This is a genomic window from Gordonia sp. PDNC005 (assembly GCF_016919385.1).
Lineage (GTDB): Bacteria > Actinomycetota > Actinomycetes > Mycobacteriales > Mycobacteriaceae > Gordonia.
The window spans coordinates 2,825,653-2,838,226 of the sequence record NZ_CP070351.1 but is presented as its reverse complement, the minus strand read 5'-3'; the positions used below and the strand labels follow the sequence as shown (position 1 = coordinate 2,838,226).

Annotated in this window: 11 protein-coding genes; all 11 read left to right on the top strand. The window is 65.8% G+C overall.

Annotated elements, in window-relative coordinates; all coding sequences use genetic code 11:
* Positions 1-41: 41 nt before the first annotated feature.
* The 11 genes from JVX90_RS13555 to JVX90_RS13505 all read left to right on the top strand — a co-directional run bounded on the left by JVX90_RS13555 (position 42) and on the right by JVX90_RS13505 (position 12,533).
* Positions 42-734, top strand: a complete 693-nt coding sequence (locus tag JVX90_RS13555) for a ComF family protein (RefSeq protein ID WP_205329268.1) — start codon at positions 42-44, stop codon at positions 732-734.
* A 221-nt stretch (positions 735-955) separates the two neighbouring features.
* A complete protein-coding gene (gene raiA / locus JVX90_RS13550) occupies positions 956-1,690 on the top strand; it encodes a ribosome-associated translation inhibitor RaiA (RefSeq protein WP_205329267.1) in 735 nt (244 codons plus the stop codon).
* A 178-nt stretch (positions 1,691-1,868) separates the two neighbouring features.
* A complete protein-coding gene (secA, locus tag JVX90_RS13545) occupies positions 1,869-4,619 on the top strand; it encodes a preprotein translocase subunit SecA (protein ID WP_205329266.1) in 2,751 nt (916 codons plus the stop codon).
* Between the two features lie 60 nt (positions 4,620-4,679).
* Complete coding sequence (locus JVX90_RS13540) at positions 4,680-5,621, top strand: DUF808 domain-containing protein (RefSeq protein WP_205329265.1); 942 nt, start codon at positions 4,680-4,682, stop codon at positions 5,619-5,621.
* Between the two features lie 58 nt (positions 5,622-5,679).
* Positions 5,680-6,117, top strand: coding sequence for an Rv3235 family protein (locus JVX90_RS13535; RefSeq protein ID WP_240193903.1), 438 nt, complete (start codon positions 5,680-5,682; stop codon positions 6,115-6,117).
* A 41-nt stretch (positions 6,118-6,158) separates the two neighbouring features.
* Positions 6,159-7,586: a wax ester/triacylglycerol synthase family O-acyltransferase gene (locus tag JVX90_RS13530; protein WP_205329264.1), complete on the top strand. Its 1,428-nt coding sequence runs from the start codon at positions 6,159-6,161 to the stop codon at positions 7,584-7,586.
* A 9-nt stretch (positions 7,587-7,595) separates the two neighbouring features.
* Positions 7,596-8,099 carry a hypothetical protein gene (locus JVX90_RS13525; RefSeq protein ID WP_205329263.1) on the top strand — a complete coding sequence of 168 codons (504 nt, stop codon included), beginning with the start codon at positions 7,596-7,598 and terminating at the stop codon, positions 8,097-8,099.
* 84 nt (positions 8,100-8,183) lie between these two features.
* Positions 8,184-8,777 (top strand): DUF664 domain-containing protein, encoded by a 594-nt coding sequence (locus JVX90_RS13520; protein WP_205329262.1) that lies wholly within the window; start codon positions 8,184-8,186, stop codon positions 8,775-8,777.
* 92 nt (positions 8,778-8,869) lie between these two features.
* Positions 8,870-9,982 carry a ferredoxin reductase gene (locus tag JVX90_RS13515; protein WP_205329261.1) on the top strand — a complete coding sequence of 371 codons (1,113 nt, stop codon included), beginning with the start codon at positions 8,870-8,872 and terminating at the stop codon, positions 9,980-9,982.
* A 73-nt stretch (positions 9,983-10,055) separates the two neighbouring features.
* Positions 10,056-11,318: a fatty acid desaturase gene (locus JVX90_RS13510; RefSeq protein WP_205329260.1), complete on the top strand. Its 1,263-nt coding sequence runs from the start codon at positions 10,056-10,058 to the stop codon at positions 11,316-11,318.
* Positions 11,319-11,327: 9 nt separating this feature from the next.
* Entirely contained in the window at positions 11,328-12,533 is a 1,206-nt protein-coding gene (locus JVX90_RS13505) for a fatty acid desaturase (protein WP_205329259.1), read from the top strand.
* The last annotated feature ends 41 nt before the right edge of the window (positions 12,534-12,574 follow it).

Here is a 12,574-nt window from a genome sequence, read left to right as displayed (position 1 = left end):
GTGGGCCTGACACTTCAGGTCCGGTCGGTCATGATGCGGTGATGGGTTGGTCTGCGAGCCGGATGAGGCAGATCGCGGCGGCGGTCGGCGATCTCGCCGTGCCGCTGATCTGCGGTGGCTGCGGCAGGCCCGACACCGGATGGTGTCCACGATGCGCGGCCGCCCTCGTCGACGCGCCGCGGGCGGTGCGTCCACGTCTTGAGCTCGGCGTCCCGGCCTGGTCGGTCGGCCGGTACGACGGTCCGCTCCGCGCCGCGATCCTGGCGCTCAAAGAACACGGTCGGCGTGATCTCGTGCCGATCCTGGGTGATGCCCTCGCGTCGGCGTTGGTTGTGCTCGCCGACTGGGGTGAGGTTCCGGGAAGTGGCGCGCTCGTGCTGGTGCCGGCGCCGACTCGCGCCGCGTCGGCCCGGCGGCGCGGCGGTGACCCGGTGACCCTCACCGCCGCGAGTGCAGCGGGTCGGTTGGGTGAGCGGGTACACGTGGCTCCGCTACTTGCCAGCGGCCACTTCACGCGAGACTCCGCGGGGCTGAGTGCGGGCGCGCGGTCGTCCAACCTCGCCGGTGCGGTGACCCTGGCGGGCCGACCGGCGCGGGCCATGCGGGATTCCAGAGCGGTCACCGTGCTCGTCGACGACGTCCTCACGACCGGAGCGACGGCCGCTGCCTCGGTCAGAGTGCTGCGGGGTGCGGGAGTCGAGGTGGCGGCTGTTGTCGTCTTGGCGAATGCATAAGAGTCGACGTTCCGCTAAAACGTGGCCGGGCGGGGAGTTTGCGGATACCTTCGGAAGTGGCAGTGATGAACGTGAGATGCCGGGAGGTGAACACTCGCTGACGTAACAGCGACACTGCCGCGCGCACGGGTTTCACACAGCGAATCCTGCAGTGCGCCAAGCGAATTGGTATCCCATCTCGGGCGCTGGTCCGATGGGAGCTATCTGAGGAGGAACACGATATGACGGTTGTTCACCGCAAAGGTCAGCGCGAGCCCAAGGGCCCGGAACCTCAGAGTCGAGAAGAACTGGCGGCCGCGTTCACGCCGCCGGCGAACTCCACCGACGCAGGCGAACTCGCCGAGCCTCGAGCCGACGTCTCTTGGAACGGAAGGAACGTGGAGATTCCGGATCACTTCCGCAGTTACCTCGGCGACAAACTCTCCCGCCTCGAACATTTCGACGACTCGATCTACCGGTTCGACGTCGTCCTCTTCCACGAACCGAACCGGCGCCAGGCCAAGCAGAGTCAGGTCGTGGAAGTCACAGGCATCGGACGCGGACCGATCGTCCGCGCGCAGGGCAGTGGCGAGAACTTCTACGCCGCGACCGAACTGGCCTTCGACAAGCTCCACAAGCGACTGCGCCGCTCCAAGCGGCGCAAGCAGGTCCGCAAGGACGGACAGCGTCGCGCCACCTCGGTCGCCGAGGCCACCGCAGACGCATTGCCGCCGTTGCCCGAGGTGACGAAGGTGAACGGCGTCGATCCGTGGGACGACGGACTCGACGGTCACCAGCCGGGACAGGTGGTTCGCGTCAAGGACCACCCGGCCGTCCCCATGAGTGTGGACGACGCGTTGTACGAGATGGAACTCGTCGGACACGATTTCTTCCTGTTCCACGATTCCGAGACCGACAAGGCGTCAGTCGTCTACCGTCGTCACGCCTTCGACTACGGCCTCATCCGACTCGCGTAAACCGCGCGCCCACTCTGCCGCCCCCGCCGATCGGTGGGGGCGGCAGAGTGCTGTTCCGGTGACGTGTGCCATGCCTTCGGGTGTCCGCTGCGTATCATGGGACCAGGTCTGTCCGGTCCACCGTCTGACGGCGGGTGGGACCGACGGAGAACTCGACCGCCTATCAAGAGGATTACCGTTGCTCAACAAGCTGCTCCGACTCGGCGAAGGCCGTCTGGTCAAGCGACTGGATTCGTACGCGACGAGCGTGGAAGCGCTCTCCGACGAGATGGAAGCCCTCAGCGATGAGGAACTGCGCGGCAAGACCGAGGAGTTCCGCGGACGGCTCGAGAAGGGTGAGACGCTTGACGATCTTCTCCTCGAAGCGTTCGCAGTGGCCCGCGAGGCGGCCTGGCGGGTCCTGGACCAGAAGCACTTCCACGTACAGATCATGGGCGGTGCGGCGCTGCACTTCGGCAACATCGCCGAGATGAAGACGGGTGAGGGCAAGACCCTCACCTGTGTGCTGCCGGCCTACCTGAACGCACTGTCAGGCAAGGGCGTCCACGTGGTCACCGTCAACGACTACCTCGCCAAGCGCGACGCCGAGTGGATGGGCCGCGTGCACCGTTTCCTCGGTCTCGAGACGGCCGTCATCCTGACCGGGATGTCACCCGATCAGCGTCGTGTCGCCTACGCCGCCGACATCACTTACGGCACGAACAACGAATTCGGCTTCGACTACCTGCGTGACAACATGGCGCACTCGCTCGACGACCTCGTGCAACGCGGGCACAGTTTCGCCGTCGTCGACGAGGTCGACTCGATCCTCGTCGACGAGGCCCGTACGCCGCTCATCATCTCCGGCCCAGCCGACTCGTCGAGCAAGTGGTACGGCGAGTTCGCACGCATCGCACCCCTGCTGGAGAAGGACGTCCACTACGAGGTGGACATCAAGAAGAAGACCGTCGGCGTCCACGAGGCGGGTGTCGCGTTCGTCGAAGACCGCCTCGGCATCGACAACCTCTATGAACCCGAGAACTCGCAACTCGTCGGCTACCTGAACAACGCGATCAAGGTGAAGGAACTCTTCCACCGCGACAAGGACTACATCGTCCGCAACGGCGACGTGATGATCGTCGACGAGTTCACCGGGCGTGTCCTCGACGGGCGCCGCTTCAACGAGGGTCTCCACCAGGCGATCGAGGCGAAGGAGGGCGTGGAGATCAAAGCCGAGAACCAGACCCTCGCCACGATCACCCTGCAGAACTACTTCCGCCTGTACGACACCCTGTCCGGCATGACCGGTACCGCCGAGACCGAGGCCGCCGAGTTCCAGCAGATCTACAAGCTGGGAGTCGTGACGATCCCGACGAACCGACCGATGGCCCGTAAGGACCGCGCCGACCTCATCTACAAGACCGAGGAGGCCAAGTTCGACGCCGTCGTCGACGACGTCGTCGAACGCCACCGCGAGGGCCAGCCCGTGCTGATCGGCACGACGAGCGTCGAGCGGTCCGAGTACCTGTCGCGCAAACTCGCCGAAGCAGGTGTCGACCATTCGGTCCTCAACGCCAAGTTCCACGAGCAGGAAGCGCAGATCGTCGCCGAGGCGGGCCGCCTGAACGCAGTCACGGTCGCCACGAACATGGCGGGTCGAGGCACTGACGTCGTGCTCGGCGGCAACCCGGACGTCATCGCCGACACGCGCCTGCGCAAGGCCGGACTCGATCCGGTCAACACCCCCGAGGAGTACGAGGCGGCGTGGGACGAGGCGATCGACATCGCCCGCAAGGCCGCGGCGTCGGAGGCCGACGAGGTGCGTGAGGCCGGTGGCCTGTACGTGCTCGGCACCGAGCGCCACGAGTCGCGCCGAATCGACAACCAGCTGCGCGGCCGTTCCGGTCGCCAGGGCGACCCGGGCGAATCACGTTTCTACCTGTCGCTCGGCGACGAGCTCATGCGCCGCTTCAACGGAGCCGCGCTCGAGACGATCATGAACCGCGTCAACCTGCCCGAAGACGTGCCGATCGAGGCGAAGATGGTCACCCGCGCCATCCGCAGCGCGCAGACGCAGGTCGAGGAGCAGAACTTCGAGATCCGCAAGAACGTCCTCAAGTACGACGAGGTCATGAACTCGCAGCGCAAGGTGATCTACGGTGAGCGCCGCGAGATCCTCGAGGGCGAGGAGCACCGCGAACAGATCCGCGCGATGGTCGGCGACGTCGTCGGCGCGTACGCCGACGGCGCGACTGCCGAAGGGTACGCCGAGGACTGGGATCTCGAGACCCTGTGGACGGCGCTCAAAGAGCTGTACCCGATCACGCTCGATTACAAGGACGTCGTCGGCGAGACCGATGAAGGCGACCGCGACGACATCTCGCGCGACGAACTGCGCGAGAAGCTCGTCGGCGACGCGCTCGCCGCATACGACAAGCGCGTCGAGGAGATCGTGGCCGTCGCAGGCGACTCCGGCATGGCCGATCTCGAGCGTTCGGTGCTGCTGTCGGTTCTCGACCGCAAGTGGCGCGATCACCTCTACGAGATGGACTACCTCCGCGAGGGCATCCACTTGCGTTCGATGGCACAGCGCGACCCGGTGGTCGAGTACCAGCGCGAAGGCTACGACATGTTCACCGCGATGCTCGATGCGATGAAGGAGGAGACCGTCTCGATCCTCTTCAACGCGCGTGTGGAACTGCAGGCGCCCGCTCCGGCCCTCGGCACGTCGGTCAGCGACATGCTGTCCGGATTCGGAGGAGGAGACGACGCCGACGACGAGGAGGCTCGCACTTTCAGCGGTCCGGGCGAAGACGGTGCCGCCGAGATCCTGTCGCAGGCGCAGGAACTCGCGGGCGCCGCTCCGGCCCCGGCGGCCCCGGCGGCCCCCGCCGCGGGCAGCCGACGCGAGCGTCGTGAGGCTGAGCGACGCGGTCGTCGCCGCAAGTAGCGAATGTCGGTTGATGCCCGGTAGCGGAACTATCCGTTGCCGGGCATTACTGTCTAGTGCATGAGTGGAGGACTGGCGGCACTGCTGGACGACATCGCAGTGTTGGCGAAGATGGCGGCAGCGTCGGTGGACGATGTCGCGGCGGCCACCGGCAAGGCGAGCGCAAAGGCAGTCGGTGTCGTCGTCGACGACACGGCGGTCACACCGCGATACGTGCACGGGGTCCGGCCGTCGCGAGAACTGCCGATCATCGGCAAGATCGCCAAGGGATCGCTCCGCAACAAACTGCTGATCATCCTGCCCGTCGCGCTGATTCTCAGCCAGTTCGTGCCGTGGCTGCTCACCCCGATCCTGATGCTGGGCGGAACCTATCTCTGCTACGAGGGCGCCGAGAAGATCTGGGAACTCGTCTCCGGCCACGGCAAGGCCGAGTCGACCACCGACGAAGTCGGAGCCGATCAGGAGAAGACCGTCGTCAGTGGCGCCATCCGCACCGACTTCATCCTGTCGGCGGAGATCATGGTCATCGCCCTCAACGAGGTGTCCGATGAGCCGTTCGTGATGCGCACGGTGGTTCTCGCGGTTGTCGCAGTCCTGATCACGCTGCTCGTCTACGGCGTCGTCGGTGTCATCGTGAAGATGGACGACGTCGGCCTGGCTCTCGCCAAGCGCGAGACCACGGCAGTCGCCGCCACCGGACGCGGCCTCGTGCGCGCGATGCCCGTTGTGCTGTCGACGTTGAGTGCGGTCGGCATCGTCGCCATGTGCTGGGTCGGTGGGCACATCGTCCTGGTCGGCGCCGATGAACTCGGCTGGACCTCGCCGTACGGCATCGTTCACCACATCGAAGTCTGGTTCCACGACCTGATTCCGGCGATCGGGAGTGTGATCGGGTGGATCGCGAACACCGCATCGTCGGCGATCTTCGGCGTCGTCTGGGGCGGCCTGGTGGTCGCCGTTGTGCACGGCATCCCGTGGCCGTGGCGCCGCACCGCCCACTGACCGGCATTCCACGGCGCGTCCCGGAACCGACCACGGTGTGTCGTGCGTCCAACCTTGTATGAACACCATCGAGTTGCGGCCGGCACCGGAGTCGTCGGGGCCGTGTGCCGCGGCGACGCCCTCCCAGGTCGCACAGTCCGCCCGCACGGCAGTGATCGGCGCAGTCCAGCGCATACTCGAGGTGCTGGACGGCCGACGGCCGTGTGAGCACGTCTCCGCAACCGTTTCCGCGGAGGTGTTCGGGCAGGTCGCGGTCGCGCTCAAGAAGCGGGAGGCGTCCACCGCGCGGGCCCCAGTCCGCGGCGTGGCCGTTCGGCTCCGGCGAGTGCACCTGCAGATGCGGTCCGCACGGGCCGCCGAGTTCTTCGGGACAGTGGAACGCGCCGGTCGGATGCACGCCGTCGCCGGACGAGTCGAGCTGCGGCCACTGCTGCTGCCAGGACGGATGCGTAGCCCCGAAGTACATTGGGTGCTGACCGAGTTCGGTCTGATCTGAGACCAGGCCGTGTGCACACCCTAGCTACACTCAATCGCATCATGGTGAAACGACTGTCGGCGGAAGACGCGATGTACTACTTCCTCGACGGGTCTGGGACCAGCGCGCACATGGGCTCGCTGCTGGTGATCGACCCGTCGGCGGCAGGCGATGGGTCGCGGCTCGATTACCACTCCCTGGTCTCGCTTGTGGAGCGCAGACTCCAGCTGATGCCGCGTTACCGCCAGGTCGTCAAAGAGGTCACGCTCGGGCTGGGGCGTCCGCTGTGGGTGGACGACCCGGACTTCGACGTGAACTTTCACGTCCGACTCTCCGCGCTGCCGCATCCGGGTTCGATGGGGCAGCTTCAGGAGCTCATCGCCCGAATCATGTCGCGTCCGCTCGGCCGGGAACGGCCGTTGTGGGAGATGTACCTGATCGAGGGATTGTCCGGGGGGCGCGTCGCGGTGCTCACGAAGTCGCATCGCTGTCTGGTCGCCGGGGAAACGAATCGGGAGATCGGCGAGGTTGTGTGCGACACGGGTGTCGTGCCGCCGGAACTGGCCGAAGATCTCTGGATGCCCGGCTCGCCGCCCGGTCAGGCGTCCATGACAGTCGGCGCCCTCACCGACGCGATGGCACGCCCAGGAGAGCTCGTCGACTCCCTTCTTCGCGGAAACGGTCCCGTCGCCGACATCTGGTCGGTGGCCGACAAATCTGCTCGATTCGTGGCGTCCACCGTTCAACAGGTCGTCAACACCGCACCCGACAGTCCGTTGAACTCGGTGACGACGTCGTCGCGGCTGTTCGCCTGTGCGCAGGTCTCACGCCGAGACTGCATGAAGATCGCGACCCGCTTCGACTGCACCTTCAACGACGTCGTGCTGGCGGTGCTCGCCGGCGTCCTGCGCAGGTGGACGCTGTCAACGAAAGACACAGTCACCCACGGCGAGACGATCCGCGTGATCGTTCCGCTCCGCGCCCGAGAAGCGGATGCCGCCGTCTCCGGCCCGGGGCACTGGGTCCCCGAGTACGAGCCGGAGTTCGTCACCGATCTGCCGATCGGCGAGGATTCTCCGGCGGTCCGGCTCATGCAGGTGGCCGGCCTCGCCGACCGCTACTCCGGTTCGACGCGCCGACTCGCACCGGAGATGAAGCCTCTGCTCCCCGAATTGGGGATGGTGCCGTTCGCCGACTTCTCGACGCGCGCGTTCTCGCAGCTGTTCCAGCGGACCTACAACGTGCCGATCTCCATGAGCGATTCGGTGTCTCAGCGTTACCTCGCCGGCCACGCGGTGGAAGAGATCTACACGATCCCGACGCTCGCGGCGCAGCGTGCGATGGCGATCAGTGTCAATGAGTACGGTGGGGCCGTGCAGTTCGGCTTCGTCGCCGACCGCGCGGTGGTGTCCGATCTTCCGGCGATGGCCGGGTACATCGCCGAATCGCTCGACGAGCTGCTGACCAGCGGCCTTCCCCAGGATCGATGAGGAGTACCGATGCGGGTGTATCTGCCGGCGACGCTGGCCATGATCGCGGACCTGACTGCGGGTGACGATGGGTTCACACCGGTAGGTGGCACTGGATTCGCGGTGACGCCGACGCTGCGGGAGGCCTACACGTCGGGTGACGACGAAGAACTCGGCGAGGTGGCGCTCCGTGAAGCCGCTCGCGCGTCGTTGCGACTTTTGTCGGCGGAGGAAGGTGGTGACGCGTCGTTGCCGTCACGTCGTGTTGTGGTCGTGGCCGATGCGGAGGCGACCGTACGGCCAGACCTCGACGACGCGGTTGTCCGGCTGTCGGCGCCTGTCGCAGTGGGCGACATCGTCGCGGTGCACATCGACGGCGCTGCGGCGGAGCCCGCGGTGATCGCAGCGGTGGCCGCTGTCGACGCAGCCGATCTGGGCGACGAGGATGCCGAACTCACGATCGGCGACGTCGAGGACCAAGATCTCGGTTGGTATGCGACGCAGGAGCTTCCCTTCCTCCTCGAACTCCTCTGATAGAAGCGGACAAAAACTGACCGCATAGGCCGTCACACTTCAGTGAGAACCTCAACCGGGGTCATCGCAACTCAGGAGGACGACGTGTACACACCCGCACAGGACAACGAGATCACCGGCCTGGCCAGTTACATCGATCAGCAGCTCGACGCCATCCGCGCCGCGGCGTTCGGTCTCACCGAAGAGCAGGCCTGGGCCACGCCGTGCCGGAGCGCTCTCTCGGTTGCGGGCATCATCAAGCACGCCGAGTACGGCATGCGAGGCGGGGTGAACCGACTCACCTCCGGTCCGAGCGACTACGCCCTCGACGAGGCTGGATTCGCCGCCTACCTGGGGAGCTTCGCCGCGACGGGCGGTGAGTCGGCATCCGATGTGATCGCCCGCTTCGACGCGACTCGAGTCGAGTTCCTCGACGTGGTCCGCAGTGTCGACCCCGACGCCGACTCGGTCGAGCCGCCTGCGCCGTGGGACGGAGTCTTCGACGCTCGTCCGATCAAGGTGCGGTACTACTTGGCTCACCAGGTCGAGGAGTACGCACGCCACGCCGGTCACGCGGACATCATCCGCGAGCAGATCGACGGCCAGGCGGTGCCGGGTCTGGTGCTGTCTCTGGCCGGCGCTCCGGCGAACGACTTCTTCGCACCTTTCCACGCGGCGCCCGGAACGTTGCTGTCGTGACGTCCCCGTTCGCCCTGGCGGCTTCGAACCGCTAACCTACGGAAGCGTAAGTTAGTAGTTCCGGGGGACCGGAACCGGCAGAGGAGACGAACATGGGCTGGCGGGAACGTTTCGAGGCACCGGTCGCAGGAGTCGCGGGCGGACAAGGCGGGAACTGGGTACGTGCTGCTGTTGCGCGCGTGACCACGCCGTTGCTACCGGACGACTATCTCCACCTGGTGAATCCCCTGTGGTCGGCCCGTGAGCTGCGCGGCCGCGTGATCTCGGTGACGCCGGTGACCTCGGACAGCGCGACGATCGTGATCGCGCCCGGTTGGGGATTCTCCTTCGACTATCACCCGGGGCAGTACATCGGGATCGGTGTGCAGCAGGGTGGCCGCTGGGTGTGGCGGTCGTACTCGCTCACCTCGGAGCCGGACAGTTCGGTGGCCGAGCGCACGGTCGCGATCACCGTCAAGGCCATGCCCGAAGGATTCCTGTCCTCGCACCTGGTGAGCGGCCTGACGCCGGGTACGGTCGTCCGACTGGCCGCTCCGGCCGGAGAGTTCGTTCTGCCCGACCCGCTCCCGGAGAAGCTGCTCTTCGCGACGGCCGGCAGCGGCATCACGCCGATCATCTCGATGCTGCGAACCATGGCTCGCCGCGGCCAGCGGGTGGACGCGGTGCTTGTGCATTCGGCGCCGGAGGAGTCGGACGTCTTGTTCGGTGACGAACTCCGCGGTTACGCAGACGCCGGACTCATCGACCTGAAGCTTCGACTGACCCGGAGGGACGGGCGAGTGAGCGCCACCACGTTCGACGATCTGGTGCCGGACTGGGCCGAGCGGCAGGCCTGGGCGTGCGGACCGGGCGGTTTTGTCGACATGCTGACCGGGCTCTTCCGCGCCGGCGGTCGTGAGGATCGGCTGCATGTTGAACGCTTCGCGTTGGAACGCGGTGCCGCGGGTGCGCAGGGGGGCACGGTCACGTTCGGTCGCGGCGGCAAGCAGGCCGAGGTCGACGGCGCCGCGACTCTGCTCGAGGCGGGTGAGCAGGCCGGTGTGCTTATGCCGTTCGGCTGCCGAATGGGCATCTGTCAGAGCTGTGTCGTGATGCTCGACAAGGGCTGTGTGCGTGACCTCCGGACTGGAGTCGAACACGTTGAGGGTGAGCGGATTCAGACCTGCGTCAGCGCCGCGGCGGGTGACTGCACGCTCGACGTGTGACACGTCACTAGACAACTTACGGACGCGTAACCTACGATTGCGTAAGTTAGTTCTTTCCAGGAGAGGAGTGGCCGTGGCCATCGCCGACGTACCCGAGTACGCGCACCTGACCGACGCCGACGTGGAGGCGCTGCGGGTCGAACTAGACGCCATTCGCGCCGACATCGAAGCCGACCGCGGCGAACGTGATGCGCGGTACTTGCGCAACACGATTCGCTTTCAGCGCGGCCTCGAGTTCACCGGACGTCTCCTCACCGTCGGTGCACGCAAGCGTCCACTGTGGTGGGCGGGCGCCGCGACGCTCGGCGTCGCAAAGATCGTCGAGAACATGGAACTCGGCCACAACGTGATGCACGGCCAGTGGGACTGGATGAACGATCCGGAAGTCCACTCGACATCGTGGGAGTGGGACAACACCGGCCCGAGCGCACACTGGAAGCACACCCACAACTACGTGCACCACAAGTACACGAACGTTCTCGGCATGGACGACGACGTGGGCTACGGTCTGCTCCGCGTGACCCGCGATCAGCGGTGGCGTCCGTTCTACCTGGGTAATCTCGTCTACAACACTGCATTGGCGCTGCTCTTCGAATACGGTGTGGCGGCCCAGCACCTCGAGCTAGGCAAGAAGCGCAAGACGCCGGAGGCGAAGGCGGAACTCCAGCGGGACCTGCGCGATGTTGGACGCAAGATCGGGCGGCAGGCGGGCAAGGACTACCTGCTGTTCCCGGCACTCGTCGGCGCCGTGACGCGCTCACCCGAGGCCGCCCGCAAGACCGCGACGGCGAACCTGCTGGCCAACGTCATTCGCAATGTCTGGACCAACGCGGTCATCTTCTGCGGTCACTTCCCGGACGGTGCGGAGAAGTTCACCAAGGCCGACATGGACAACGAGACGCAGGGCCAGTGGTACCTGCGGCAGATGCTCGGCAGTGCGAACTTCCGGTCCGGCCCGGTTCTGGCGTTCATGAGCGGAAACCTGTCGTACCAGATCGAGCATCACCTGTTCCCGGATCTGCCGAGCAATCGGCTCGCAGAGATCTCGGTTCGTGTGCAGAAGATCTGCGCGGACTACGACCTCCCGTACACGACGGGGTCCTTCCTGGTGCAGTACGCGAAGTCGTGGCGGACCATCGCCAAACTGTCGCTCCCGAACAAGTATTTGAGCGCGACCAGTGACGATGCGCCGGAGACTGCGTCGGAGCGACGGTTCCGTGCAGACGGTCAGCCACGCCTCAAATCGTCTATCGATGAGACGACCGGCCGACGGCGTGGACTCAAGACTGCGATCGTGGACAACCGGACGCGACGGAAGCAGCGCGCAAGCGCATAATGGGACCTAATGGCGATCTCGGATATCAATGAGTATGCACACCTGACCGACGCGGATGTCGAAGCGCTCGGTGCCGAACTGGACGCTCTGCGCCGGGAGGTGGAGTCGAGTCTCGGCGAACGGGACGCCCGCTACCTTCGGCGAACCATTCAGGCGCAGCGGGGGCTGGAGTTCCTCGGGCGGGTGGCGCTTCTCGGCAGCCATCGCCGGTCGCTGTGGTGGCTCGGCACCGGTGCGTTGTCTGCGGCCAAGATCATCGAGAACATGGAACTCGGCCACAACGTGATGCACGGCCAGTGGGACTGGATGAACGATCCCGAGGTCCACTCCACGACGTGGGAGTGGGACATGGTGTGCGCGGCACCCCATTGGAAGCACTCGCACAACTACATTCACCACAAGTACACGAACGTTCTCGGCATGGATCACGACGTGGGCTACAAGCTCCTACGTGTGACCAGAGACGATCCGTGGGAACCGAGGCGGCTGCTCCAGCCGTTCTCCAACCTGTTTCTCGCTGCCACGTTCGAGTGGGGCATCGCCCTTCATGACCTCGACCTGAAGGAAGTGGTCGCCGGTCGTCGCCCGATCGAGGAGGCGCGTCCGGAGATCCAGCGGTTCGTCTACAAGGCGGCCAGGCAGATGGGCAAGGACTACGTCCTGTTCCCGATGCTGTCCGGGCCGAACTTCAGGCACACGCTCACTGCGAACCTGACTGCGAACTTCATCCGCAACCTCTGGGCGTACGTGGTGATCTTCTGCGGTCACTTCCCCGACGGTGCCGAGAAGTTCACGACGGCGACGCTCGAGGACGAGACTCAGGGCCAGTGGTACCTGCGGCAGATGCTCGGTACCGCGAACTTCGACGCCGGACCGACGCTGGCTTTCCTCAGTGGCAACCTCTGCTACCAGATCGAGCACCACGTCTACCCGGATCTGCCCAGTAATCGGTACGCGGAGATCTCCGTACGGATTCGTGAACTCTGCGACAAGTACGACTTGCCGTACAACACCGGATCGTTCGCAATGCAGTACCTGCGCACACTGCGGACCATCAACAAGCTCGCGCTTCCGGACTGGATGCTCACGGCGACAACGGACGATGCGCCCGAGACGGCGTCCGAGCGTCGCTTCGACTCGATTCAGCCGCGGGCTCGTGGCCTGCGTACCGCGATCGCCACGCTCAAGGAACGTCGTCGCGCCGCTAAGGCCTGAGGATTGGGCAGCGGGGTCCCGCGTGAGCCATGGTCGTCGAC

Excerpts from the sequence above, each read along its gene's own strand:
- JVX90_RS13525 (WP_205329263.1), top strand. The coding sequence starts at position 7,596 with ATGCGGGTGTATCTGCCGGCGACGCTGGCCATGATCGCGGACCTGACT.
- JVX90_RS13540 (WP_205329265.1), top strand. The coding sequence starts at position 4,680 with ATGAGTGGAGGACTGGCGGCACTGCTGGACGACATCGCAGTGTTGGCG.
- JVX90_RS13505 (WP_205329259.1), top strand. The coding sequence starts at position 11,328 with ATGGCGATCTCGGATATCAATGAGTATGCACACCTGACCGACGCGGAT.
- raiA (WP_205329267.1), top strand. The coding sequence starts at position 956 with ATGACGGTTGTTCACCGCAAAGGTCAGCGCGAGCCCAAGGGCCCGGAA.
- JVX90_RS13515 (WP_205329261.1), top strand. The coding sequence starts at position 8,870 with ATGGGCTGGCGGGAACGTTTCGAGGCACCGGTCGCAGGAGTCGCGGGC.
- JVX90_RS13555 (WP_205329268.1), top strand. The coding sequence starts at position 42 with ATGGGTTGGTCTGCGAGCCGGATGAGGCAGATCGCGGCGGCGGTCGGC.
- JVX90_RS13535 (WP_240193903.1), top strand. The coding sequence starts at position 5,680 with ATGAACACCATCGAGTTGCGGCCGGCACCGGAGTCGTCGGGGCCGTGT.
- JVX90_RS13530 (WP_205329264.1), top strand. The coding sequence starts at position 6,159 with ATGGTGAAACGACTGTCGGCGGAAGACGCGATGTACTACTTCCTCGAC.